This window comes from Streptomyces sp. NPDC048338 (assembly GCF_043201055.1).
In the GTDB taxonomy this organism is placed as follows: domain Bacteria; phylum Actinomycetota; class Actinomycetes; order Streptomycetales; family Streptomycetaceae; genus Streptomyces.
In genome coordinates this window covers 580,908-605,083 of sequence record NZ_JBICYQ010000003.1, presented here as the reverse complement: position 1 = coordinate 605,083, position 24,176 = coordinate 580,908, and the positions used below count along the sequence as shown (strand labels likewise).

Sequence of the window (24,176 nt, the reverse complement as noted above, 5' to 3'; positions counted from 1 at the left end):
GCTCCGTGGCCGAGGCGGAGGTGGTGGCGGTCGTGGTGCCGGCGGCGGGTGCGGCGGCTGTGGTGGCGGGTGCGGCGGCCGCGGTGCCGCCGGTACCGGGCGGGGGCAGGGTGACCGTCACCGTGCCCGTGACGTGGTGGCCGATCCCGTTCGCCCCGACCACGCGGACCCGGACCGTGTCCCCGTCGACCTCGGCGACCGTCCCGGTCAGCGTCATCGTGTCCCCGGGGTAGTTGGGCGCGCCGAGCCGGATCGCCACCTTCCGGAGCACGGCCCCGGGGCCGAGGTGGTCGGTGATGTAGCGGCCGACGAGCCCGTTGGTGGTGAGGATGTTCATGAAGATGTCCGGGGAGCCCTTCTCCCGGGCGAGCTCGGCGTCGTGGTGCACGTCCTGGTAGTCCCGCGAGGCGACCGCCCCGGCGACGATCAGGGTGCGGGTGATCGGGATCTCCAGGGACGGCAGGACGTCTCCGGCGTTCATGACGGCTCTCCCTTCGCGAGCAGGTCGCCGAGTTCGGCGAGGAGTTCGGTACCGCAGCCGAGGTACGCGTCGAGCTGTCTGCCCCACAGGAAGTGCCGGTGGACGGGGTGGTCGAGGTCCGCTCCCATGCCGCCGTGCAGATGCTGTCCGGAGTGGACGACCCGCTTGCCCGCCTCCGACGCCCACCAGGCCGCGGTCAGCGCGTGCTCCTGGGCCGGCAGGGCCCGGTCGTGACGCCAGGCCGCCTCGTAGGCGGTGACGCGGATGGCCTCGGTGTCCATGTACGCGTCGGCGGCGCGGAGTTGCACCGCCTGGCGGGTGGCGAGGGGGCGTCCGAACTGCTCGCGCACCGTGGTGTGGGCGACGGCGCGGGCCAGCGAGCCGGAGCAGACCCCGGCCTGGAGCCCGGCGAAGGCGATCCTGGCCGCGGCCAGCACGGAGGCGCGGACCACCGCGCCGGCGGCACCGTCCGCCCCGGCGGCACCGAGCCGCTCGCCCGGGGCGCCGTCGAGCACGAGCCGCCCCGCGGCCCAGGGCGCGGTGAGCTCGACGGGCGTGACGGTCACGGCGGGCGGGGCAGGATCGGAGAGCGGGGCGGGATCGGAGGGGGCGCCGGTCACCGGCGGCGGGCTCGCGCCGGGCACGGCTCCGTCGGACGGAGGGCGCCCGGCCGCCGCGGACAGCGGGACGAGCCAGAGCGCGGCGTCCTGGTCCGGGAGGAGGACGTGCGTGGCGTCCCTGAGCCACGGCACCCGGTCGACCGTCCCGGTGAGCAGGCCCCCGCCGTCCGGGCCCGTCTCGGCTGCCCTGATCCGTCCGGTGTCCGGGAACGCCCCGGTCACCACCGTCGTACCGTCCCGGAGCCCGGGCAGCAGCCGCGCACGCTGCTCGTCCGTGCCGTGCCGGGCGACGGCGAGGAGCCCGTACACGGCGCTCGCCGTGAAGGGCACCTGGGCCGTCGTCCGGCCCTGCTCCTCGGCGAGCAGGACGAGACCGAGCAGCCCGGTCTCCTCGACCGCCTCCAGCAGGCCGGCCGCGCACAGGGCCTTCCACAGCTCGGGGTCGCTGTCCCCGCCCGCGGCCGTGAGCCGTTCGTGCGTGGCGAGATCGCCGAAGATCCGCGCCGCCAGGCCCTGGGCCGCGGCCTGCTCCTGCGTGGGCGTGAAGTCCATGTCAGCCCTCCCCTCCGGGCAGCCCCCGGAAGACCGGAAGCTCCAGCTCCGCGTCCACGCGCAGGAACTCCAGCCGTACCGGCATCCCGATGCGGACCTTGTCGTACGGGACGCCGACCACGTTGCTGACCATCCGTACGCCTTCGGCCAGTTCGATCAGCCCTACCGCGTAGGGAGGGTCGAAGGCCGGGAAGGACGGGTGGTGCATCACCACGTACGAGTAGACCGTTCCGGCCCCGCTCGCCTCGACGGTGTCCCAGCGCTGCGAGCCGCAGGCGTTGCAGCCGGGGAGCCAGGGGAAGCGCAGGGTCGCGCAGTCGCAGCAGCGCTGGACGAGCAGCCGGTGCGCCGCCACGCCCTCCCAGAATCCGGCGTTGTCCCGGTTGACGACGGGCCGGGGCCGTCGGGGCCGGGTGCCGGACGCCCCCGTCACGGCCCGCGCCCCCTCCCCGGAACCCGTGGCCGGCCGGGGCCTCGCCGCGGCGGGCGCGTACTTGAGGATGCGGAAGCGGTGGGTGCCCGCGAGCACGCCGTCGGCGTGGACGTCCATCCGCGTGGTGACGAAGTGGCCCGTGCCGAGCCTGGTGGTCTTGCGGTCCGAGACGGACTCGATGACCGCGTCGAAGGTGATGGTGTCCCCGGGCCGCAGGGGCCGCAGGTACTCCTGCTCGCAGTCGGTGGCGACCACGGAGGTGAATCCGGCGTCGTCGAGCAGCGCGGACAGTTCGTCGTAGGGCCCGGAGCGGTCCGTGTGCCCGGACAGGCCGCCCATCGTCCACGCCTGGAGCATCGTGGGCGGTGCGACGGCGTCCGGCCCCCGGTACGCCGGGTTCTCGTCGCCCATGGCCTCGCACCAGTGCCTGATCATCGCCGCGTCGACCGGGTCCTTGCCCACGCCGCCCGCGGCCGCGACCCGTCCCTCGTACGACCTCAGCCGCTCCGCGAACACGCCGTCGGCCGTACCGGCCGCCCCGGCGCCCTCGCGGCTTCCGTCGCCGCCCGGCCCGACACCCGGCCCGCCGCTCGGCCCGACACCCGGCCCGCCGGACGTGCCGGTCGCGTCTTCTCCTCCGGTCATCGCCGCCCCCCGTCCCGCTTCGTACCGGTCATGCCGAGCCGCATCGTCGCGACGATCTCCCGCTGCACCTCGCTCACCCCGCCCCCGAAGGTGTTGATCTGCGCGGCCCGGTTCATCCGCTCCAGTTCGCCGCCGCCGAGCTCCCCCGGCGACCCCGCCCGTACCGTCCCCGCCTCGCCCGCGATCTCCTGGCAGATGCGGTACACCTCCACCGCCGACTCGGTGCCCGCGAACTTCACGCCGCTCGCGTCCCCGGGGGCCAGCCGGTCCGCCCCCACGTCCGCCACCAGACGCCAGTTGAGCAGGCGCGTCGCGGCCAGCCGGGCATGCGCCTCGGCCGCCCTGATCCGGATCCACGGCTCGTCGACCCGCCGCCGGCCCGTCACCGGATCGGGGGTACGGGCCGCGGCGAGCGCCGCCGCGTAGTGGTCCTCGGCCTGCATCCCGATGGCGGCGAGCGCGACCCGTTCGTGGTTGAGCTGGTTGGTGATCAGCCCCCAGCCGCCGTTCTCCGGTCCGACCAGGTTCCCGGCGGGCACGCGGATGCCGTCGTAGTACGTCGCGGTCGTCGTCAGGCCGCCGACCGTCTCGATCGGCGTCCACGAGAACCCGGGCGCGTCCGTCGGGACGAGGACGATCGAGATGCCCCGGTGCTTGGGCGCCTCGGGGGCGGTGCGGCAGGCGAGCCAGATCCAGTCCGCGTTCTGGGCGTTCGAGGTGAAGACCTTCTGCCCGTCGATCAGCCAGGAGTCCCCTTCCCGTACCGCCTTCGTGCGCAGCGAGGCGAGGTCGGTCCCGGCCTCCGGCTCGCTGTAGCCGATCGCGAAGACCGTCTCGCCGCGCAGGATCCGGGGGAGGAAGAAGGTCTTCTGCTCCTCGGTGCCGTACTTCATCAGCGTCGGACCGACGGTGTTCAGGGTGACCATCGAGACCGGCGCGCCCGCGCGGTACGCCTCGTCGAAGAAGACGAACTGCTCGTCGGGTCCGCGGCCCTGCCCGCCGTACTCCTCGGGCCAGCCGAGCCCGAGCATGCCGTCGTCGCCGATCCGCCGCAGCAGCCGCCGCTGTGCGGCGGTGTCGCCGGGTGGCGGCGGGCCGCCGGGCATCACGTCGCGGAAGTACGAGCGCAGTTCGGCGCGCAGCCGCAGCTGCCGCTCGGTCGGGGCGAGGTGCACGACGAGGGCCTCCCGGACGGGGACACTAAGGTTTCTGACTGTCCGTCAGAAGCTGGAGCGGTGTCAAGGTCACGGACGACTCCTCCCGCGCGCCGGCCCCCGGCGAACCTCGACGACGCGCCCGCCCCCGCCGGCCCGGCGAACCTCGACGACGCGCACCGGCCCGGCCGGCCCGGCGAACCTCGACGGCGCGCACCGGCCCGGCACGACGGACGGCCTGCGCGACGGCACCGAAGTACCGCCGCACAGGCCGCCGTTCACCCCTCCGTCATCCCCCTCGGGCCCCCCGGCCCGTCATCCCCCCGCCCCCCTCGGGCCGCCATTCCCCCTCGGGCCGGATCCCCCGCGACCCGTCAGAGCCACCATGGGGCGAAGTTCACCACCGCGTTCGACTGGCCGATGTTCGTGAGGCCGGAGCCGTTCACGCTCGCGGTGTTGTTCTGGTTGGAGGCGCCGGCGCCTGTCGCCACCTGTTGCGTGGTGGTCGAGTTCCCGTGGTTGTCACCCCCCACGCCGCTGCCGACGATCGAGGCGACGCCGGTGTTCGATCCGTTGTCCGCGAACCCGCCGTTGTCGGCCTGCGCCACTCCGGAGAAGAGTGCGGCGGCCAGAGGCAGCGCGGCGGCAACGGCGAGGACGCGGGCGGTACGGATGCTTGCCATGTGTTCTTCCTCCAGGAAGGGAAACCGCGCGGGAGGCGCGTAAGTAGGGCTCTCACCAAGGCAGTTGGCCGACCGCCCCGGTCGTTCGTGCTCGACGTCGCGACTCCAGAGTTGCCCACCGAATCCCCGGCGAACCACCCCGCAGCGGACGATTCCCCCTCAAGCGTGAGGACAAGTCGATAAACCCCCACGAGCCCGCGAACGTCGCAGCTCAGGCCCGGTGACAGGCTGCGCGGCGGGCCACGGCCCGGGCGCGGCACCAGGGGAAGCGTTCCGGCAGACTCCCGGCCGAATCCCTCCCCCTTCCTTTCTTCGAACGCCTGTACGAAAATGGATCCATGGCCATCACCGACCGGCGCACCGCCACCCTGGCCCTCGCCCACGCCCTCTCCGCAGCGGAGCGTGGGCTCCCCGTCATCCCCCTGTCCGCCACGAAGCTCCCCGCGCTGCGTTCGGCCCACCGGGACGAGAGCCCACCGGTCCCCTGCCACGGGGAATGCGGCCGCCTCGGCCACGGTGTCCACGACGCGACCTCCGACCCGGCGGGCGTACGGGCGCTCTTCGCCGCCGCACCCTGGGCCACCGGGTACGGCATCGCGTGCGGCCGCCCGCCCCATCACCTGATCGGTGTCGACCTGGACGTACGGTCGCCGTCCGACGACGCCGTGGAACTCCGCCACATGGCCCTGGGGCACCTCTTCGGCCTCCCGCCGACCGTCACCGTCCTCACCCCCAGCGGCGGCCGGCACCTGTGGCTCACCGGCCCGCCCGACGTCGTCGTCCCCAACTCCGCGAGCCGCCTCGCCCCCGGGATCGACATCCGCGGCGCGGGCGGTTACCTGGTCGGCCCCGGCTCCGTCAGCGCCCGGGGCGCCTACCGGCTCGCGCCCGACACCGCGGACCTCGCTCCCGCGCCCTGCCCGCGCGCCCTCCTCAGCCTGATCGCGCTCCCGCCCCGCCCGCACCACGCCACCACCCGCCCGCCCCACCAGGGCCAGGGCCTGATCCACTTCGTCCTGTCGGCCCGGGAGGGCCAGCGCAACACCCGCCTGTTCTGGGCGGCCTGCCGCGCGTACGAGAACGGCCTCGGCGACACCCTCACCGAGGCCCTCGCCTCGGCCGCGATCCGCACGGGCCTCCCGGAACACGAGGCCCGCGCCACGATCCAGTCGGCTGCCCGCCTGACGGCGGGCTGACGGCCGGGGTGGGAGGCGGGCCGACCCGGAAGCCGAGGCATCACGTCGATGCCTTTCGGTGCCCGCGCCATGCTCGCCTCCCGTGCCCGGATTTCCCAATTCACGCCCTGAGCCCGCCGGAGAGGCAGGAGCATGGGTGGGGTTTCCGCGGCGGGCGCGGGGCATGAGCGCGCTGGAGGGGAACGAGGAATGCCGGGGGCAACCGAGTCGGTGTTCGTCAGCTACGCCGGGGCTGATCGGGCCTGGGCGGAGTGGGTGGCGTGGCAGTTGCGGGAGGCCGGTCACCGTGTGGAGCTGGACGTGTGGGACTGGCGCACCGGCGACAATTTCGTGCAGCGGATGGATCAGGCGCTGCGGCGCGCCACCGCCGTGGTGGCACTGTTCTCCAACAACTATTTCGATCCTGAGCGCTGGACCCATGAGGAGTGGACGTCGGTCGTGGCGGGCCGGCGCCGGTTCATCCCGCTGACGATCGAACCTCTCAGCGGCGGTGACATCCCCGACCTCCTGACGGCGGCGATCCGCAAGGACCTGCACGGTCTGGACGAGCCGGCGGCGGTTGCCGCGCTGCGGGACGCCGTCGAGGGTCCCGCCGGCCCGCTCACCGCTCCAACGTTCCCGGGCGGTGTAGCGGTCTCCGCCTCCGGCGGGACCGCTTCTGAGGGGCGTCCGCGGCTGCCGAGCAGTGCGGGTGTGCCGGGGGTGTGGAACGTGCCAGGTCGCAATCCGCATTTCACCGGCCGCGAGGCGGCGATGACCAAGGTGCGGGAGGGCCTGGTGGGGGGCCGGCAGGCGGTGGTGCATGCCGTGCACGGCCTGGGCGGGATCGGCAAGACCCAGTTCGCTCTGGAGTACGCCCACCGTTTCGCCAGCCAGTACGACATCGTGTGGTGGATCGACGCGGAACAGGCCGACCAGATCCCGGTGCATTACGCCGAGTTGGCGACCCGGCTGGGTGTCGCTCGGCCCGAGGCGGGCACCGACCACGTCACCCGGTCGCTGCTGGAGTATTTACGGACCAGGGACCGCTGGCTGATCGTCCTGGACAACGCCGACGACCCGGGTGCCTTCGAGGCCGTGCTGCCCACCGGCCCCGGCCACGTCCTGATCACCTCACGCAACCCCGGCTGGAAGGACATCGTCCCGAGCCACGGCCTGGACGTGTTCCCCCGCGGTGACTCCGTCGTCTACCTGACCAACAGGATCCCCGGCATCGCCGCACAGCAGGCAGACGCGCTCGCCGGTGACCTGGGCGACCTGCCCCTGGCCCTGGCCCAGGCCGTCGGCGTCATCACCTCCGGCATGACCCCGGACCGCTACCGCCACCTGCTCACCAGCAAGACCACGGCTCTGCTGGCCAACGGCAGCCCGCCCGGCTACCCCGCCTCCCTGGCGGCCGCGGTGGCCATCGCCACCACCGGCCTGGCCGAAAGCCACCCCCAGGCCGCCGAACTGCTGCGCCTGGCAGCGTTCCTGGGACCCGACCCCATCCCCACCGCCTGGCTGGAGACCAGCCGCGACCGGCTCGCCACGCTCACCGTCGACCCCGACGACATCATGTGGCCCCAGACCGCGCTCCAGCCCCTGGCCCGCTCCGGGCTGGCCCGCGTCGACCACGAAACCTTCCAGATCCACCGCCTCACCCAGGCCATCGTCCGCGACCACACCGGCGAAGCCGACGCCACCGCAGCAGAAGGCGACGTCAGCACCCTCCTGACGGCCATCACTCCGGCCGACACGGATGCCCCGGTCTTCTGGCCGACATGGGCCGCCCTCACCTCCCACCTGGCCACCCGACTCCACGCCATCGCCCCATACCCCCCGCTGCGACGGACAGTCATCCACGCCGGCCACTATCTCTGCGCGAGCGGGCAGGCACGCGCCGGACGTGACATGGCCGCCGACCTCCGCCCCACCTGGGTTGCCAACCTCGGCGAGGACCACCCCGACACCCTCGCCGTCGTCTTCAACCTCGCCACGTCCCTGGCCCACCTCGGGGAGTACGGCGAGGCGCGCCGCTTGCACGAGGACACCCTCGAACGCCGCCGACGCGTCCTGGGCAACAACCACCCCGACACCCTCCAGTCCGCCAACAACCTCTCCAGCACCCTGGACTGCCTCGGGGAGTACGAGGAGGCGCGCCGCATGGACGAGGACACCCTCGAACGTCGGCGTCGTGTCTTGGGGGAGGACCACCCCGACACCCTCCAGTCCGCCAGCAACCTCTCCAACACCCTGGACCGTCTCGGGGAGTACGAGGAGGCGCGCCGCATGGACGAGGACACCCTCGACCGCCGCCGACGCGTCCTGGGCGAGAACCACCCCGACACGCTCGTATCCGCCAACAACCTTGCAAACGCCGTGGCCCGTCTCGGGGAGTACGAGGTGGGGCACCGCTTGCACGAGGACACCCTCGAACGCCGCCGACGCGTCCTGGGCGAGGACCACCCCAACACCCTCTCCTCGGCCAACAACCTCGCCTGCTCCCTGGACCGTATCGGGGAGCACGAGGAGGCGCAGCGCTTGAGCGAGGAAACCTTCGAACGCCGCCGACGCGTCCTGGGCGAGGACCACCCCGACACACTCCAATCCGCCAAAACCCTCGCCGGCGCCCTGCACCGTCTTCGACAGTTCGCAGCGGCAGAGCGGCTCCTCAAGGACACTCGCGCCCGGAGCCGCCGCGTCCTGGGCGAGGAACACCCCGAAACTCAAGACACCACAGAGAATCTCGCCCGGGTACTCATCGCCCTGGGCAGACCGTTCGAAGCCCAGAAGTTGCGCGCCTCCAGTGGCAAGGCAGGGCAGCGCCGAACACGGCGCAAGCGCCGCTAGAGAGCCGGATCGGAGTCAATGCCTGCGTGACGACATGGCGATCGTCAGCTCCTCGACCGGCGGTTGCCCACACGTGGTTCGGGGTGTGCGCCCTCGGATCGGCGGGGAGTGGGGTGATGTGCGGGCGGGTGTGGGGTTGTTTGGCCTACTGTCGATGGCCTGGTGCCGGGCTTGCGTCGGGGGTGTGGGTTGGTCGGCGATGGTGGTCGGGTGTTCGTCAGTCACGCGGGGGCGGACCGGGCGTGGGCGGAGTGGGTGGCCTGGCAGTTGGTGGATGCCGGCTACGAGGTGGAGCTGGACTACTGGGACTGGGGCGCGGGTGAGAACTTCGTCCTGAAGATGAACGCCGCGCTGGCCTCGGGGCGGATGCTGGCGGTGTTCTCGGAGGCGTACTTCGACCCGGACCGGTTCACGACCGAGGAGTGGACGGCCGTCCTCGCGGCCAAGCAGAAGCTGATACCGGTGCGGATCGACTCCGCAACCGTCCCACCCATCCTGGGTCCGCTGCTCGCGCCCTCGCTGGCGGGCCTGGGCGAGGACGACGCACGGACGGTGCTCCTGCAGGCCGTGGGCGGGCCGCGCCGTCCGGACGGACGGCCCAGATTCCCCGGTGATGCGGGCCGGTTACGGGGAATGGGCGGCTCGGGTCCGCGGCTGCCGGGGAGTCTGCCGCGGGTGTGGAACCTGCCGGGGCGCAACGCCGGGTTCACCGGCCGGGACGACCTGCTGGTGCGGCTGCGGCAGGCGCTCGCGTCGGGTTCCCGGGTGGCGGTGCAGGCTCTGCGGGGCCGTGGCGGGGTGGGCAAGACGCAGCTGGCGATCGAGTACGGGCACCGGTTCGCCGGAGAGTACGAGCTGGTCTGGTGGGTCCGTTCCGAGGAACCCGCCCTGATTCCGGACCAGTTGGCTGAGCTTGCGGTCAAGACCGGAGCGGCGCAGACCGACACCTCGCCGGCCGAGGCGTGCGCGGCGCTGGCGGAGGAACTGCGCACCCGGGGGCGATGGCTGCTGGTCTTCGACAACGCGGAGGACCCCGCCGCGCTGGGTCCGTATCTGCCCGGGGGGAGCGGGCATGTGCTGATCACTTCCCGTAATCCTCACTGGCACGACCGGGCTGTGGCGGTGGAGGTGGACGCCTTCGCCCGCACCGAATCGATCGCCCTGCTGCGCTCCCGCGTCCCGGGCCTGGGCGAGGCCGATGCGGGCCGGCTGGCCGTGCAGTTGGAGGATTTGCCGCTGGCCCTGGTCCAGGCCGCCGCCCTCCTCGTCGACGGCCTCACCGTCCCCCAGTACCTGACCCTGCTGCGGGAGCGGATCAGCGAGGTCCTGGACGAGGGCTGCCCCGACACCTATCCGGCCTCGCTGGCGGCACAGATCCGCCTGTCCACCGAGCGCCTGGCCGCCACCCAGCCTGACGCGCTGGCTCTGCTGCGGGCTTGCACGCTTCTGGCACCCGAACCCTTCCCCCTGCATGCTTGCACCCGCACCGTCAGCGACCCGTCGCCGTCGCTTGCCAATCTCCTCGGCAACCCGCTCGCACTCCGCACGGCCCTGCGGGCCCTGGCTGCGCAGGGTCTGGCCCGCATCCAGGACGGCGCGGTGCAAGTGCACCGCCTTACCCAGGCCGTGATCCGAGACCAGCTCACCCCGCCCGAAAACGCGGATGCGGCCCGGGCCGCCGAAACCCTCCTGACCACCGCCTACCCTGGGGACGTTACGGACCCTGAGACCTGGCCCGCCTGGCCCGCGCTGGTGCCCCACCTGATGGCCCTGGAGGCGAGCGACTTCAACACGGCCGACGGCCGGTACGCGGCCTGCGAGGCATGCTGGTACCTCATGGACCGCAGCAGCGCCCCGATCGCCCTGCCCCGCCTGCAACAGCTGCACGAAACCTGGACACAGCAACTGGGCCGCGACCACCAGCACACCCGGTGGGCCGCCAACTACCTCGCCCGCGCCTACGGCGACACCAACAACCTCACCCAGGCCCACGCCCTGGCCGAAGAAACACTGTCCAGGCAGCGGCGGGCACAAGGGGAGGACGCCCCCGAGACGCTGGGCAGTGCCCACAGCCTCGTCATCCGGCTGGCTGCGTTGGGGGAGGATGAAGCTGCACGTGTCCTGGCGGAGGACACGCTGGCCCGCCGTCGGCGGGTGTTGGGTGAGGACGATCCCGAGACCCTGAGCAGTGCCCACAACCTCGCCATCCTGCTGGCTGCGCTCGGAGAGAAGGAAGCCGCACGTGCCCTAGGCGAGGACACACTCGCACGCCGCCGACGGGTGCGAGGTGAGGACCACCCCGAGACCCTGAACACTGCCCACAACCTCGCCATCGACCTGGGTGCGCTCGATGAGAAGGAAGCAGCACGTGAACTGGCCGAGGACACCCTGACCCGCCGACGGCGCGTGCTGGGTGAAGACCACCCCCACACCCTAAGCAGCGCCCACAGCCTCACCAACGACCTGGCTGCTCTCGGAGAGAAGGAAGCAGCACGTGAACTGGCCGAGGACACCCTGACCCGCCGACGGCGCGTGCTGGGTGATGACGACCCCGACACCCTGGCCAGCAATGCCCTGCTTGAAGCGCTCGTGGGTGACAACCTTCCTGATCCGTAGGCGCGTGCCATGCGCTTCACGCAGCGACCTGTCGGATGCATGGCTCGCATGCCTGCCGCTTCGGACCTCCATCCATGTGGGTGCAGGCCGGGTTGATCAAAGGTGCACGCTTTCCAACTGTCCGCGCGGCTGTTCAGGGGCGTTTGCGGGCATTCGAGCGGCTGCTCCGCGGGGGTGCGAGTACGGGAGTGAACGGCTGCGTCCGTCAGCGCACTGGACAAAAACCAGGACAACCGCGACGGCCCCTGCAAAGCGTCTCGGAGGCCGGGCATTACTTCGCTGTCCATCCTCGATGCGGGCGGAAGTCAGGTGTCATGGGCCGGCCTGCGCTGGGTCATAGACCACGCAATAGCCCGGAATCTCGACGGTTGGGCTCCCAGCGTCGGTCCAGTCAATCGTGGGTTCGGGCGTGCTCGCGAATCCGGCACGAGCGGCGCTCCAGCCGAGTTCGGCGGAGTCGCGCGCCAACGAGTTGATCGAGAAGGGGCTCAGCGGCGGGTGAGCCCGGGATCCTGGCCCACACATGGCCCATACGCACTGGTCAGCACCGGGATACAGCCGATCCGGGGTGAGACAGAGTGAGCAAAGAGGGCGGGCCCCGGAATCCGGGGCCCGCCCTCTGACCTGCTACTTCTCTGACCTGCAAGCGGTGGGTGTGGGATTTGAACCCACGGTGACTCGCGCCACGACGGTTTTCAAGACCGTTCCCTTAGGCCGCTCGGGCAACCCACCCCGCGCCGGATCCCGTCGGGGCGGCGCGGGGGACAGCCTAGCCGGTCAGTTGTCGCCCGTGCGTTCCCCGAGAGTGACCGTGGCCGTCGCCGTCTTGCCGTCGCGCTCGTAGGTGAGCTGGACCGCGTCGCCCGGCTTGTGGGTCCAGATCTCGCTGATCAGGCTCGGACCGCTGTCGATCGGGTGGTCGCCGAAGGCGGTGATCACGTCGCCCGCCTTCAGACCGGCCTTCGCCGCCGGGCCGTTCGGGGTGACGGACGGGGTGCCGCCGGTGCCCTCCTCCGCGATCGTCGCGCCCTCGCCCTTCTCGGTCATCGTCACCGTCGCGCCGATCACCGGGTAGACCGGCTTGCCCGTCTTGATCAGCTGCTCGGCGACGTTCTTCGCCTGGTTGACGGGGATCGCGAAGCCGAGGCCGATCGAACCGGCCTGCGTCTGCCCCATGCCGCTCCCGGCCGACTGGATCGCCGAGTTGATGCCGATGACCGCGCCGCTCGCGTCGAGCAGCGGGCCGCCGGAGTTGCCCGGGTTGATCGAGGCGTCGGTCTGCAGCGCGCTCATGTAGGAGTTCTTGCCGCCGGAACCGTCGCCGGACGCGACCGGGCGGTTCTTGGCGCTGATGATGCCGGTGGTGACCGTGTTCGACAGGCCGAAGGGCGCGCCGATCGCGATCGTCGAGTCGCCGACCGCCACCCGGTCCGAGTTGCCGAGCGCCAGCGGGGTCAGCCCGTCGGGGGCCTTCTTCAGCTTCAGGACGGCCACGTCGTAGCCCTCGGCCCGCCCCACGACCTCGGCGTCGTACGTCTTGCCGTCGGAGAAGGTCGCCGAGAGCGTGCCACCGTCCGCGGCGGAGGCCACCACGTGGTTGTTGGTGAGGATGTGGCCTTCCTTGTCGTACACGAAGCCGGTGCCCGTGCCGCCCTCGCTCTCGCTGCCGCCGGACTTCGCCTGGATGGTGACGACGCTCGGCAGCGCGTTGTGGGCCACGGCCGCGACCGTGCCGGGGTCGCGCTTGAACGCGGCCGGGGCCTCGCCCGAGGAGACGGTGGTCGAGCTGTTGCCGTCGTCGCCGCGCTCGGCGGCCCAGTAGCCGATGCCGCCACCGACGCCGCCGGCCACCAGGGCGGCGGCCAGGACCGCGGCCACGATGCCGCCGGTCCGCTTGCGCGGGGCCGGTGCCGCCGGCGGGACGGGCACGCCCCAGGCCGGGACGGACGGCGGAGGCGGCGGCCAACCGCCCGCGGCATCCGCCGCGCCGACCGTGGCCTCCGCCGGGGGTGTCACGGGCAGCGGTGCCGTCGCCTGCTCGGACCGGGGGGAGTGTCCGGGCTCCGGCTGCGGCACCGCCGCCGGCTCGGGTGCGCCCGCCGAGGACGCGGGCGGTACGGGAGGGGCGGGAGGGACGGACGGGGCACTCCGGTCCGCCGGAACCGCCGTGCCCTCGTTCTCGGTACTCACAGCTCTCTCCTCGTTCACTGCGCGGGGTGGATGCAGCTTCTGTGTGCGAACAGCTTTTCCCACCGGACGTCAGGCCACTGTAAGCCGGAGCTGTGCATCCGCACTGAATTCTTTATTTCTGGACAGAACGGACTCGATCCTGTACCGCCGCTCCGCCAATGGCACCATGTCGCGGTGACCCACGCACGGCAGCACACCCATCGCGTACCCGTCCAGGTGGTCGCCCACCGCGGAGCCTCCGAGGATGCCCCGGAGCACACTCTCGCCGCCTACGTGAAGGCCATCGAGGACGGCGCCGACGCCCTCGAGTGCGATGTCCGGCTCACCGCGGACGGCCACCTCGTCTGCGTCCACGACCGGCGCGTCAATCGCACCTCCAACGGCCGCGGCGCCGTCTCCGCCCTGGAGCTCGCCGATCTCGCCGCCCTCGACTTCGGCACCTGGAAGGGCCGCGAGGAGGCCGGGGAGAGCCCGGACTGGAGGGACCCCGGCCTCACGTCCGTCCTGACCCTGGAACGCCTCCTGGAGCTGGTGTCCGACGCCGGGCGGCGCGTCGAGCTGGCCATCGAGACCAAGCACCCCACCCGCTGGGCGGGCCAGGTCGAGGACCGGCTGCTCGAACTGCTCCGGCGCTTCGGTCTCGCCGAGCCGTCCTCCCCGGAGGAGTCCGCGGTGCGCGTCATGAGCTTCTCGGCCCGTTCCCTGCACCGGATCGCCGCCGCGGCGCCGGCCCTGCCCACCGTGTCGCTGACGCAGTTCGTCACGCCGCGGCTGCGCGACGGACGCCTGCCGGCCGGCGCGCGGATCGCGGGACCGTCGATCCGGATCGTCCGCCACCACCCCACCGTGATCATGCGGCTCCAGAAGGCCGGTCACCAGGTGCACGTCTGGACGGTGGACGACCCGGAGGACGTCGAACTCTGCGAGCGGCTCGGCGTGGACGCGATCATCACCAACCGCCCCAAGCAGGTCCTGTCCCAATTGGGACGCCTTTAAAGGATTCGCCTCCCTTCACCCACCTTCACCACCCTTCTCAGGTCTTCCTGCCCCTTACGGGGAGTGCTCCGGCGCGTTCGTTCCGTACTCGATCGTTACGAGTGCGTCAGCGGACGCGGATTGGCCGGTTTCCGGTCCAGGCCATTGGGGCATTCACACCGTGGCGTGGGGCAAAGGAGGTCTCGGGGGTGGCGTTGGTGGTGGCACAGGAGGTGCCCACGTCGTCGAGCATGGCCGTACCCCATGGCCCGGCGGGCGTGGGTGAGGCGCGACACCGGATGCGGGAGCAGTTGCACCGCAGCGGGGTGTCCGCATCGGTCGTCGACGACGCGGTGCTGATCCTTTCCGAACTCCTCAGCAACGCCTGCCGGCACGGCAGGCCGCTGGGCCGGGCGGACATGGGCGACGGGGACGTGCGGGCGGCGTGGCGCGTGGACGGAGCGGGCGGCCTGACCGTCGAGGTGACGGACGGCGGTGGTCCCACCCGACCTGTTCCGTCGACGCCCTCGGTCACCGCACGCGGCGGTCGTGGGCTGAACATCATCAGCGCGCTGGCACAGGACTGGGGCGTACGGGACAGCGCGTCCGGCGAGGTCACCGTCTGGGTGGTCGTCACCGAGGGCCATCGGCGCGAGGACTTCGCGGCCAGGGTCGGCGGCGGGTCGGGCTTCGAGTTCCTGGACGCGTACGACGACCTGGACTGAGGGCCGGAGCGCGGACCCGGACGTCCTCCGTACGGGTCGCCCGCCACGGACCGGTGGCGAACGCCCCGGCCTGAGCCCTCCGGCGGCTCCGTACGGCTAGGCTCGCCCGACACAGAGCCGTGCACCGAGCACTGCACAACTGCACCGCCGCTACCGGGAGAAAGCCACACCATGGCCAAGAAGCGCCCCCAGTCGAAGGCCGCCCAGGCACAGGTCACGAACGGGGAGATCCCGGTCGTCGGTGCACGCGAGCCGTGCCCCTGTGGTTCGGGCCGCCGCTACAAGGCGTGTCACGGCCGGGCCGCCGCGCACGCCGTGACCGAGCTGGTCCAGCGCCCCTTCGAGGGTCTGCCCGGCGAGTGCGACTGGGTCGCGCTGCGCGAGCTGGTGCCCGCCGCCACCGTCCCGCTCCCCCTGAAGGGCGGACTGCCCGAGGGCGTCCCGTCGGTGACGCTCGCGACCGTGCTCCCGATGGCGTGGCCGGCGCTGCGCCGCGACGACGGCTCCGTCCTGCTCGCCCTGCAGAACGACACCTCCTCCGGCGATCTGGCCCGCGACCTCGCGGACACCCTCCAGCGCGCCCTGGAGGCGGAGCCCGGCACCCCGGTCACCCCGCGTCGCGTTCCGGCCGAGGGTCCGCGCCTGCAGGATCTGCTCGACCCCGAGGGCGTTTTCGCGCCGGTCGTGCACGAGGGCTTCGAATTCTGGATTCCGGAGTCGGCGGAGAACTCCAACCCCGAGGTCGCCGCCTCGCTGGAGCGCGCCAACGCCGCCGCGATCCCCACGGTGAAGCTGACCGGTGTGGACGCCGCCTACTGGTGCGAGACCCCGGACAAGAACCACCTGCGCTGGGTCATGCCGCACGCCGAGGAGAAGCTCCTCGACGCGCTCGCCCGGCTCCACGCGGCCGGCACCTCGTCCCTGGGCGACGACACCCGACTGGTCGGCTCTTTCCGGGCCCACGGCCTGGTCGTCCCCGTCTGGGACCTGCCGACCTCGATGAACGCCGACGACTGCGAGAAGCCGGCCGCCGAGTTCGCCGAGCGGCTGGCCGCGGCGCTGGCCGCCGACGCTCCGCTGACGCCGGAGGAGCGTCGGGCGCGCGGCGGCCTCACCAACCGTCAGGTCACACTCAGCTGACGTGCGGAGTGGCGGCGGTCACTGACAGACCGACCAGTCGGTGACTTCCGCCACAACTCCTCGTACGCCCGGGTAAATCACTGTCCGAATAACCGAGATCGAATTTGCGAACAGCAGATCTCTTGTTACCGTTCTAGAAGCCCGGTCGCTGGTGCATCCCCCGTCGCCAGCGATCGGGCCTTTTCATGCCCGCGCCCGCGGTCCGTCCGGGGCGGTCCGGGCCCCGGCTCAACCGCCGTTCCCGCCCGCCGTGTTGCTTCCGGCGCGCAGCAGCAGGGGCGAATCGCCGCCCTCACCCGCTCCCGCGAATTCCGCGATCGCCGAATAGGCCGTCTCCGTGCCCCCGGTGCGTTCGCGCGGTGTCTCGCACACTCCCGGCTCGTCCTGCGCGCTGACGGAGCAGTGGACCTGCACGGTCCGCCCGGCGGGGCCCATCAGGGTGACGACGGCGTCCAGCCGGTGGCCGGTGACGTTGCGGTAGTACGTACGCGCCCAGGTGTCGGGGCCCTCGCCCAGGACGCAGGTCTGGGCCTCGACGCCGTCGGGGGAGGTGAGCTCGGGACCGCAGTGCGCCGCCCGCGCCGGGGTCCCGGCCGGTTGTGCGGCCGCCTCCGGGGGTGCGGGCGGGGTGGCGGGCACGGCGGCGGACGTCCCGTCCGTCAGGCCGAGCCCCGGCACGAGACCGCGTCCACCCCTCGACTTCGCGTCATCCTGCGGGCCCGGGCCGGCGCCGTGCCCCGGCGTCGGTCCGCCGGCGGGTCCCGCCGAGGCGACGAGCGGCAGCAGCGTCGCGCCCACCACGACGGCCGTGAGCCCGATCGTGCGGAGATTCATGGCACCCACCTGCCCGGCCGGCTGCGACTCGTGAACGGTGGGCCGAAGATATCCACGGCCCGGTGGCGCACGGCGCGGCGCGCGCCCGTTTCCGGGACAAGTCGGGCCGTCTCGCACCCGTACGAGTGACAGGAGCGGCCCAGATGCCCGGGCCCGCCGCCCCGCCGGACGGCGCGCGGGGGCCCGCCCCGGCTCCGTCCGGGCGCCGCCGCTCGGCTGTCGTCGCTCGGCTCGCTCAGTACGCGAGTCTGCTGCCGCCGCCGGGGGTGCTCGTGCTCGCCTCGACCAGCGCGTCCACGACGGCCTCGACGTCCGGCAGCCACGGTCGCGCCGAGCCCTTGAGGGGCGCCCGCTCCCAGCGCGCCCGCGCCGTGTCGGCGGTCGTGGAGGGCAGCAGCAGATAGCCGCCCTCCCCGTGGAAGCGCAGCGAGCCGGGCACGCTGTCCTTGGTGTAGAGGAGCTCACCGAGCCGTTCGAGGCCGTACGGGGCGACGAGCAGGGACCACCGGGTCGGGGTCGCCACCACGGGGCCGAGTCTGATGTCCATCGCGTCGAGGGCGGCCAGGGCGCGTGCGCCCGCGGCGGCGGGCAGGCTCACCGCGCACGGCGCACGGCCGCCGGTGGCCAGGACGACCGGGGCGTCCGGCCGCCGGGCCCACCACCAGCGGATCATCCGCTCGTCGGTGGTCGCCGCCAGGAGTCCCGGGTCGAAGGGATGCGCTCCCGGCACCACGCATTCGGGGTCGGGGCAGGCACAGCCGGCCCCTGAGGACGTACGGGTCGTCGCTTTCAGCCCCACTCCGGGCAGTACGGGCCAGTCCCACTCGACGGCGCAGGTGAGCGCGGCATCGAGCTGGACGGTCCTCTCCTTGCGCCGGAACCGGAGCCTGCGTCGCCTTCCGAGGATCTCGCGCATGAGCGCTCGTTCCTTTCCGTTGAACGCCGAATCCACATCACACCACGTGCAGATCTCTTGACTGTGCGTATCAGCGCGTACAAGGTCGGCGGTTCGCCGCCCCGTGCGGTGGGGCGGGAGGGGCCGGACTGAGGCTCGTCGTCCACTCGAAGGGCGCGGCCTGCGGCGGTGAGGACGCCCAGGCACCCTGCCAGGTTCCGGGGCTGCTTCAACTGCCCCTAGCCATCACCGTTTACGTACCCATCAGGTTCAAATCAACGCGCTTTCAAACGACGCCAGTCGACCGCGAAAGGTGCACCGCGGGGGCAATTTTCGGCCAACTTGGCCCGCAGATCAACCCTCCTGCAGAACCCTGCGGACACCACAAGTCCCGCGCGGACAATGCTGGACATCACTCCTCTTGTGCGTGTACATGTGGATGCGTTGATGGCGGTGCAGATTGACATGGGGGTTTGCGATGCTATTGCGCGAAACGCACCCGTCGGAAAGCCGACTGCAATGAGCGCCCCACACCTGCCGAAAGTGGCCGGAATCGACTCCACGGTTCCTTCTCCCGCGCACACTGCGGCGCCCCTTCCGGGCGTACCCGCTGCCGCGCCCCCACCCGGCACCCTGATCCAGGACCGGCTGGCCGGCTGGGTCTCCGACCTCACCACGCTGCACGAACTCACCGAACGCCTGATCAGGACCGGTTCCCTCGACGACGCCCTGCAGGAACTGCTGCGCGCCGGAGCCACCCTGGTCGGGGCCCGCCGGGGCATGGTCGTCCTCGAACCCGCCGACGGACTCGGTCCCACCAGTACCGTCGGCCTCGGACTCGCCCACGCCGAACTGGGCACCATCGAGACCGTGCCCCGCAGCGCCACCTCCTACGGCCGCATCCTCGACGGCCTGCCCGATCCGGTGGCGGTCCCGGGCCCGGTGGCCGTCCCCGACCTGCTCGGCGAGGAGGACCTCGACCCGCGGCACCGCGAGGTCGCCGCCCGCCTCGGCTACGCCGCCAGTTACGCCCTGCCCCTGGCCACCGAGGCCGCCGGAAAGCTCGGCGCCGTCGTCTGGCTGTACGACGAGCCCGCCGAGCCGGTCGAACGCCAGCGCCATCTGATCGGCCTCTACGGCCGGTACGCCACCGAGCACCTCGCCCGCCTCGTCGAGCTGGAGCGCGCCCGGGTCCGGGTCGCGACCGTCGCCGAGGAGCTGCTCCCCAGCCGCCTCCCCCGGATCCCCGGCGTCCGGCTGGCCGCCCGTCACCACACCGGCCCGCGGGGCGGCGGCGACTGGTACGACGCGCTGCCGCTGCCCGAAGGCGCCCTCGGGCTCGCCGTCGGCTCCGTCTCCGGCAGCGGCCCCAGCGCCCTCGCCGCGATGGGACGGCTGCGCGCCTCCCTGCGCGCCTACGCGGTGATGGAGGGCGAGGACCCCGTCGCCGTCCTGTCCGACCTGGAGCTCCTGCTCCGGCTGACCGAGCCCGCGCGTTCGGCGACGGCCCTCTTCGCGTACGCCGAGCCGCAGGAGCGCCGGCTGGTGCTGGCCGGCGCCGGACACACCCCGCCGCTGATCGTCGGCGACCACCGCACCGAGTTCGTCGAGACCTCGCTGTCGGCGCCGCTCGGCATGCTCGCCTGCTGGGAGGCGCCGAGCGTCGAGCTCTCGCCCGCACCCGGAGAAACGGTGCTGCTCTACACGGAAGGTCTGCTGCGCCGCACCGGCGACCCGATGGACCGCGCCTTCGCGCGGCTCCACGCGGCCGCCGCGAGCGTCCCGAAGGCCGCCCGCAGGAGCCCGGGAGCCGTCGCCGACCACGTCCTGCGCGCCCTGCTGCCCGAGGGCCCGGATACCTGCGGAGCGGCGGACGCCGAGGACGTCGTGCTGCTGGCGGCGCACTTCGAGTGACCCCGGCGCGCCCCTCCGCCGCCACCGGTCGCCCCACTTTGCGTGTATGGGCCACACACTGCCCGTACAGACGATCAAGGATCCCGTCCCGCCCCGCGCAGGTGACTGACCGGTAAGAGGTCTTCCGCCCCTGGGCCCCCTTCCGTACGACCGTACGATGGGAGGGGTTCAGTGTCGTACCAAGAGGAGAGACCCGTGGCGGAAGAGCTCAACCCGGAGACCCCGGAAGAGACCGAAGAGCCGATCAAGCAGCGCAAGAACGGGCTGTACGGGAGCGTGTCCGACGAGCTCGCCGAGAGCATGAAGAGCGGCTGGGCGGACACCGAGCTCCACGGTCTGGAGCCGATCGCACAGGCCGGGCACACCGCCGAGCGCCGCGCCGCGCTCTCCGCCCGCTTCCCGGGCGAGCGCCTGGTGATCCCCGCGGGCAACCTGAAGACCCGCTCGAACGACACCGAGTACAGCTTCCGCGCGTCCACCGAGTACGCGTACCTCACCGGCGACCAGACCCACGACGGCGTCCTCGTCCTGGAGCCGGCCGGCGTGAGCGGCCACGAGGCCACCCTCTACCTGCTGCCGCGGTCCGACCGCGAGAACGGCGAGTTCTGGCTCGACGGCCAGGGCGAGCTGTGGGTCGGCCGCCGCCACTCCCTGACCGAGGCCGAGCAGCTGCTGGGCATCCCGGCCAAGGACGTCCGCGAGCTGCCCGCCGCCCTCGCCGAGGCCACCGGCCCCGTCCGCGCCGTCCGCGGCCACGACGCCGGCATCGAGGCCGCCCTCAGCGACAAGGTCACCGCCGAGCGGGACGAGGAACTGCGCGTCTTCCTCTCCGAGGCGCGCCTCGTCAAGGACGCCTTCGAGGTCGCCGAACTGCAGAAGGCGTGCGACTCCACCGCGCGCGGCTTCGAGGACGTCGTCCGGGTCCTCGACAAGGCCGAGGCCACCAGCGAGCGCTACATCGAGGGCACGTTCTTCCTGCGCGCCCGTGTCGAGGGCAACGACATCGGCTACGGCTCCATCTGCGCCGCCGGCCCCCACGCCACCACCCTGCACTGGGTGCGCAACGACGGCGCGGTCCGCTCCGGCGAACTGCTGCTGCTCGACGCCGGCGTGGAGACCACCGAGCTCTACACCGCCGACGTGACCCGGACCCTCCCGATCAACGGCCGGTACACCGAGCTGCAGCGCAAGATCTACGACGCCGTGTACGAGGCGCAGGAGGCGGGCATCGCCGCCGTGAAGCCCGGCGCCGCCTACCGCGACTTCCACGACGCCGCCCAGCGCGTGCTCGCGGAGAAGCTCGTCGAGTGGGGCCTTCTCGAAGGCCCTGTCGAGCGCGTCCTGGAGCTCGGCCTCCAGCGCCGCTGGACCCTGCACGGCACCGGTCACATGCTCGGCATGGACGTCCACGACTGCGCCGCCGCGCGCACCGAGGCGTACGTCGACACGACGCTCGAGCCGGGCATGTGCCTGACCGTCGAGCCCGGTCTGTACTTCCAGGCCGACGACCTGACCGTGCCGGAGGAGTACCGCGGCATCGGCGTCCGGATCGAGGACGACATCCTCGTCACCGAGGACGGCAACCGGAACCTCTCGGACTCGCTGCCCCGCCAGGCCGACGAGGTCGAGGCGTGGATGGCCGGCCTGAAGGGCTGACCCGCCCGGACACCGCAGGGCCCCCGCCGACACCGCCGGCGGGGGCCCTGCGCGTACGGCGGCCCCTCGGGGACCGGGCGCGGGCAGGAGCCGCGGCCCTCGACGTCCTCCGTCCGGAACGTCTGGAACGTCGGGAACGTCGGGAACGTCAGGAGCGTCAGGTCAGCGCGAGGGGGGCGTCCGACCGCCACTTGACGATCTTGTCGAAGCTGACGACGGCTCCGCCGCGGCTCGACCGGTTGCCGAAGTGCACGTGATCGGCGAGCTCCTCGATCAGCCTCAGCCCGCGGCCGTTCTCGGCGTCCGACGGCGCCGCCGCCCGCCGGATCGCGGCCGGACGGTCCGCCGGGAACCCGGGGCCGGAGTCGGCCACCTCGATCCGGCAGGTCTCCCCGTCCAGGAAAGCGGTGACGCGGTACGCCTCCGAAGCCTCCCCGGTACCGAGGTCGCCGCCGTGCTCGACGGCGTTGGCACACGCCTCCGTCAGGGCCACCGACAGCTCGAACGAGACGTCGGGATCCACCCCCGCGGTCTCCATCGTGCCGAGGAGCAGTCGCCTGGCGAGCGGAACGCTCGCAGCCTCGCGCCGCAAGTGGAGTGACCACCAGATGCTCATGCTCCAGCCTCCTGGCTGCGGCTCGACATACCGATACGTATTGCCGCCGGAGACCGTCCGTAAGCACCCCGAAAGGTCAAGAGCCCTCGTTCGGCGGATGCACGCACGCCACGAGCGGTGTATGTCCCGCCCGAAGGCACCCATTGGTGATCTTCCGGACCTGCCGTACGGGCGCTTCGGCCCTGGTGCGATGATGGGCGCGCCATGTCTGCCCCCGCGCTCGCTCCACGGCTGCTGAGGGCCGCGGTGTTCACCGCGGTCTGCGTCGTGCTGTCCGCGCTGGGACACGCCCTCGCCGCCTGCGCGGGCATCGCGCTGTGGACATTCCTGGCCGGTTTCCTGGGCGTCTTCGCCCTCACCTTCCTCTTCGCGGGACGGCAGCGCTCGCTGCCCGCCATCGCCGGGGCCCTGACGGGCGGGCAGCTCCTGCTGCACGCCCTCTTCGGACTCGGCCAGAGCACCCTCGCGACGGCCGGAGGGCGCGGCGGCCTGGGACCCGAGGCGAACGACGCGCTGATCCGGATGGCCGCCAAGCTCGTCTGCGGCGCCGGCGCCACATCGCTCAGCCCCGCCGACGCGACCCGCATCATCACCGACGCCGGCCTCGACCCGGTCCACGCCGCCGGCCAGAGCCATGGGCACGGCGCCCACGGCACCCACCTGGCGGCCGCCACCGCGCACGGCACGGAACTGCTGCCGAGCCTGCCCATGTTCCTCGGCCACCTGCTGGCGGCACTCGCCACCGGCTGGCTGCTGCGCCGCGGCGACCTCGCTCTGAGCCGGATCGTCCGGCTCTCGGCGGACGGCGCCACCGGTCTCGCCGAAGGCGCCCTCGTCCGGTCCCTGCGCGCCGCGCTCGCCTTCGTGCGGGCCCTGCTCGCCGGCCTTCCGGCGACACCGGCCGCCGGGCCCCACCGGCCCGGCCACCCGCTCCTCGACACCCCGCCGCCCACCGCGGCGCGGGCGCTCCAGCACACGGTGATCCGGCGCGGCCCCCCGGCCGCCTGCGTCCTCGCAGCCTGACGCGGACCGCTCCCGGGGAGCGCGTCCGCGGACGTCCGCACCCACCGACCCGCTACGGAACCCGAGTCGCCCGTCCCACGGCCACCACCACGGCCGCGGGCACGACGCCACGGGTCTCCACGGCCCCACCGGGGCCCGCACCCGACGCCGCACCGTGGCCGCCCGCACCGGGCCGCACGCCGCGTCCGTGCCCCGTCGGTCGGCGTGCCGGACCCACCCATCCCTCTCCAGAGCCGGAGTGTCCTCTGCCATGAACGTTTCCCGTATCGCCGTCGCCGGTGGCCTCGCCCTCTCCTCCGTCGCGCTGCTCTCCGGCACCGCCTTCGCGCACGTCAGCGTGCAGCCGCAGGGCGAGGCCGCCAAGGGCGGCTACGCCACCGTCAACGTGAAGGTCCCCAACGAGCGGGACAACGCCTCCACCGTGAAGGTCGAGGTCAACTTCCCGGTCGACCACCCGCTGGCCTCCGTCATGCCGCAGCCCGTCCCCGGCTGGAAGGCCGTGGTCACCAAGTCGGAGCTCGCCAAGCCGCTGGAGCTGCACGGCAAGAAGATCACCCAGGCCGTCACCAAGGTCACCTGGACCTCCGACGGCGCGAAGATCGGCGCCGGCCAGTTCCAGCAGTTCCCGCTCTCCCTCGGGCAGCTCCCCGAGGACACCGACCAGCTCGTCCTCAAGGCCGTCCAGACCTACGACAACAACGAGGTCGTCCGCTGGATCGAGGAGTCCAAGGAGGGCGCGGCCGAGCCGCAGAACCCCGCCCCCGTCCTGAAGCTGTCGGCCGCGACCGGTGACCACCACGGCGGCGGCGCCGCCGCGGACGACAAGGCCGACGACAAGGCCGGGCACGACGACAAGGCCGCCCACGCCGAGGCCGCCGACTCCACCGACACCCCCGCCCGCGTGCTGGGCGTCGTCGGCATCCTCATCGGCGTCGCCGGCGTCGCGTTCGGCGTGCTGGCCGGACGCCGCCGCAGCGCCTGACGGCCGGAACCACA

General features: G+C 72.6%; 18 protein-coding genes, 1 tRNA gene and 1 pseudogene. 10 read left to right on the top strand and 10 right to left on the bottom strand.

Translation table 11 applies throughout. The annotated features are described in order from the left end of the window. Nucleotides 1-102: 102 nt before the first annotated feature. From ACGFZF_RS10325 to ACGFZF_RS10305, 5 genes and pseudogenes are all read right to left on the bottom strand, one after another. A pseudogene (locus ACGFZF_RS10325) lies at nt 103-481 on the bottom strand (MaoC family dehydratase); the annotation flags it as partial. After that, entirely contained in the window at nt 478-1,653 is a 1,176-nt protein-coding gene (locus tag ACGFZF_RS10320; protein ID WP_393552897.1) for an acyl-CoA dehydrogenase family protein, read from the bottom strand. The gene ACGFZF_RS10320 and the pseudogene ACGFZF_RS10325, both read right to left, overlap by 4 nt. Before the next feature lies 1 nt (nt 1,654). Continuing rightward, nucleotides 1,655-2,731, bottom strand: coding sequence for a bifunctional MaoC family dehydratase N-terminal/OB-fold nucleic acid binding domain-containing protein (locus ACGFZF_RS10315; protein WP_393552894.1), 1,077 nt, complete (start codon nt 2,729-2,731; stop codon nt 1,655-1,657). Then, nucleotides 2,728-3,906, bottom strand: coding sequence for an acyl-CoA dehydrogenase family protein (locus ACGFZF_RS10310; RefSeq protein WP_393552891.1), 1,179 nt, complete (start codon nt 3,904-3,906; stop codon nt 2,728-2,730). Before ACGFZF_RS10310 ends, ACGFZF_RS10315 begins: the two co-directional genes overlap by 4 nt. A gap of 353 nt (nt 3,907-4,259) precedes the next feature. Beyond that, nucleotides 4,260-4,568, bottom strand: a complete 309-nt coding sequence (locus tag ACGFZF_RS10305) for a hypothetical protein (RefSeq protein ID WP_393552888.1) — start codon at nt 4,566-4,568, stop codon at nt 4,260-4,262. A 338-nt stretch (nt 4,569-4,906) separates the two neighbouring features. Between ACGFZF_RS10305 and ACGFZF_RS10300 the strand changes: the two genes are divergently transcribed. From ACGFZF_RS10300 to fxsT (ACGFZF_RS10290), 3 genes are all read left to right on the top strand, one after another. Beyond that, nucleotides 4,907-5,764, top strand: a complete 858-nt coding sequence (locus tag ACGFZF_RS10300; protein ID WP_393552885.1) for a bifunctional DNA primase/polymerase — start codon at nt 4,907-4,909, stop codon at nt 5,762-5,764. A 189-nt stretch (nt 5,765-5,953) separates the two neighbouring features. Beyond that, the gene (gene fxsT / locus ACGFZF_RS10295) at nt 5,954-8,596 is read left to right on the top strand and encodes an FxSxx-COOH system tetratricopeptide repeat protein (RefSeq protein WP_393552882.1); all 2,643 of its coding nucleotides are present in this window, start codon (nt 5,954-5,956) and stop codon (nt 8,594-8,596) included. Between the two features lie 210 nt (nt 8,597-8,806). Continuing rightward, nucleotides 8,807-11,212, top strand: coding sequence for an FxSxx-COOH system tetratricopeptide repeat protein (fxsT, locus tag ACGFZF_RS10290; RefSeq protein WP_393552879.1), 2,406 nt, complete (start codon nt 8,807-8,809; stop codon nt 11,210-11,212). Nucleotides 11,213-11,859: 647 nt separating this feature from the next. Here fxsT (ACGFZF_RS10290) and ACGFZF_RS10285 read toward each other — a convergent pair. Together ACGFZF_RS10285 and ACGFZF_RS10280 are read right to left on the bottom strand one after the other, a co-directional pair. Beyond that, nucleotides 11,860-11,944: transfer RNA gene (locus ACGFZF_RS10285), tRNA-Ser, on the bottom strand. A gap of 45 nt (nt 11,945-11,989) precedes the next feature. Further along, complete coding sequence (locus tag ACGFZF_RS10280; RefSeq protein ID WP_393552875.1) at nt 11,990-13,402, bottom strand: S1C family serine protease; 1,413 nt, start codon at nt 13,400-13,402, stop codon at nt 11,990-11,992. Between the two features lie 174 nt (nt 13,403-13,576). On the opposite strand from ACGFZF_RS10280, the gene ACGFZF_RS10275 reads away from it, so the two are divergent. From ACGFZF_RS10275 to ACGFZF_RS10265, 3 genes are all read left to right on the top strand, one after another. Beyond that, a complete protein-coding gene (locus tag ACGFZF_RS10275) occupies nt 13,577-14,398 on the top strand; it encodes a glycerophosphodiester phosphodiesterase (protein ID WP_393552872.1) in 822 nt (273 codons plus the stop codon). Nucleotides 14,399-14,499: 101 nt separating this feature from the next. Continuing rightward, a complete protein-coding gene (locus tag ACGFZF_RS10270; RefSeq protein ID WP_356601255.1) occupies nt 14,500-15,102 on the top strand; it encodes an ATP-binding protein in 603 nt (200 codons plus the stop codon). A gap of 171 nt (nt 15,103-15,273) precedes the next feature. Further along, a complete protein-coding gene (locus ACGFZF_RS10265; protein ID WP_393552869.1) occupies nt 15,274-16,242 on the top strand; it encodes a DUF5926 family protein in 969 nt (322 codons plus the stop codon). Nucleotides 16,243-16,470: 228 nt separating this feature from the next. Here ACGFZF_RS10265 and ACGFZF_RS10260 read toward each other — a convergent pair whose 3' ends face one another. Both ACGFZF_RS10260 and ACGFZF_RS10255 read right to left on the bottom strand, forming a co-directional pair. Then, nucleotides 16,471-17,076 (bottom strand): hypothetical protein, encoded by a 606-nt coding sequence (locus ACGFZF_RS10260; protein ID WP_393552865.1) that lies wholly within the window; start codon nt 17,074-17,076, stop codon nt 16,471-16,473. 235 nt (nt 17,077-17,311) lie between these two features. Further along, a complete protein-coding gene (locus ACGFZF_RS10255) occupies nt 17,312-17,992 on the bottom strand; it encodes a bifunctional DNA primase/polymerase (protein ID WP_393552862.1) in 681 nt (226 codons plus the stop codon). Nucleotides 17,993-18,373: 381 nt separating this feature from the next. On the opposite strand from ACGFZF_RS10255, the gene ACGFZF_RS10250 reads away from it, so the two are divergent. Then, on the top strand, nt 18,374-19,885 hold the full coding sequence (locus ACGFZF_RS10250; RefSeq protein WP_393552859.1) for a PP2C family protein-serine/threonine phosphatase: 1,512 nt from the start codon (nt 18,374-18,376) through the stop codon (nt 19,883-19,885). Between the two features lie 195 nt (nt 19,886-20,080). Further along, the gene (locus ACGFZF_RS10245) at nt 20,081-21,541 is read left to right on the top strand and encodes an aminopeptidase P family protein (RefSeq protein WP_393552856.1); all 1,461 of its coding nucleotides are present in this window, start codon (nt 20,081-20,083) and stop codon (nt 21,539-21,541) included. A 157-nt stretch (nt 21,542-21,698) separates the two neighbouring features. On the opposite strand, the gene ACGFZF_RS10240 is transcribed toward ACGFZF_RS10245, so the two are convergent. Continuing rightward, the gene (locus ACGFZF_RS10240) at nt 21,699-22,157 is read right to left on the bottom strand and encodes an ATP-binding protein (RefSeq protein ID WP_356601261.1); all 459 of its coding nucleotides are present in this window, start codon (nt 22,155-22,157) and stop codon (nt 21,699-21,701) included. A gap of 204 nt (nt 22,158-22,361) precedes the next feature. On the opposite strand from ACGFZF_RS10240, the gene ACGFZF_RS10235 reads away from it, so the two are divergent. Continuing rightward, entirely contained in the window at nt 22,362-23,180 is an 819-nt protein-coding gene (locus ACGFZF_RS10235; RefSeq protein ID WP_393552852.1) for a hypothetical protein, read from the top strand. A 250-nt stretch (nt 23,181-23,430) separates the two neighbouring features. Next, complete coding sequence (locus tag ACGFZF_RS10230) at nt 23,431-24,162, top strand: YcnI family protein (protein WP_393552849.1); 732 nt, start codon at nt 23,431-23,433, stop codon at nt 24,160-24,162. The last annotated feature ends 14 nt before the right edge of the window (nt 24,163-24,176 follow it).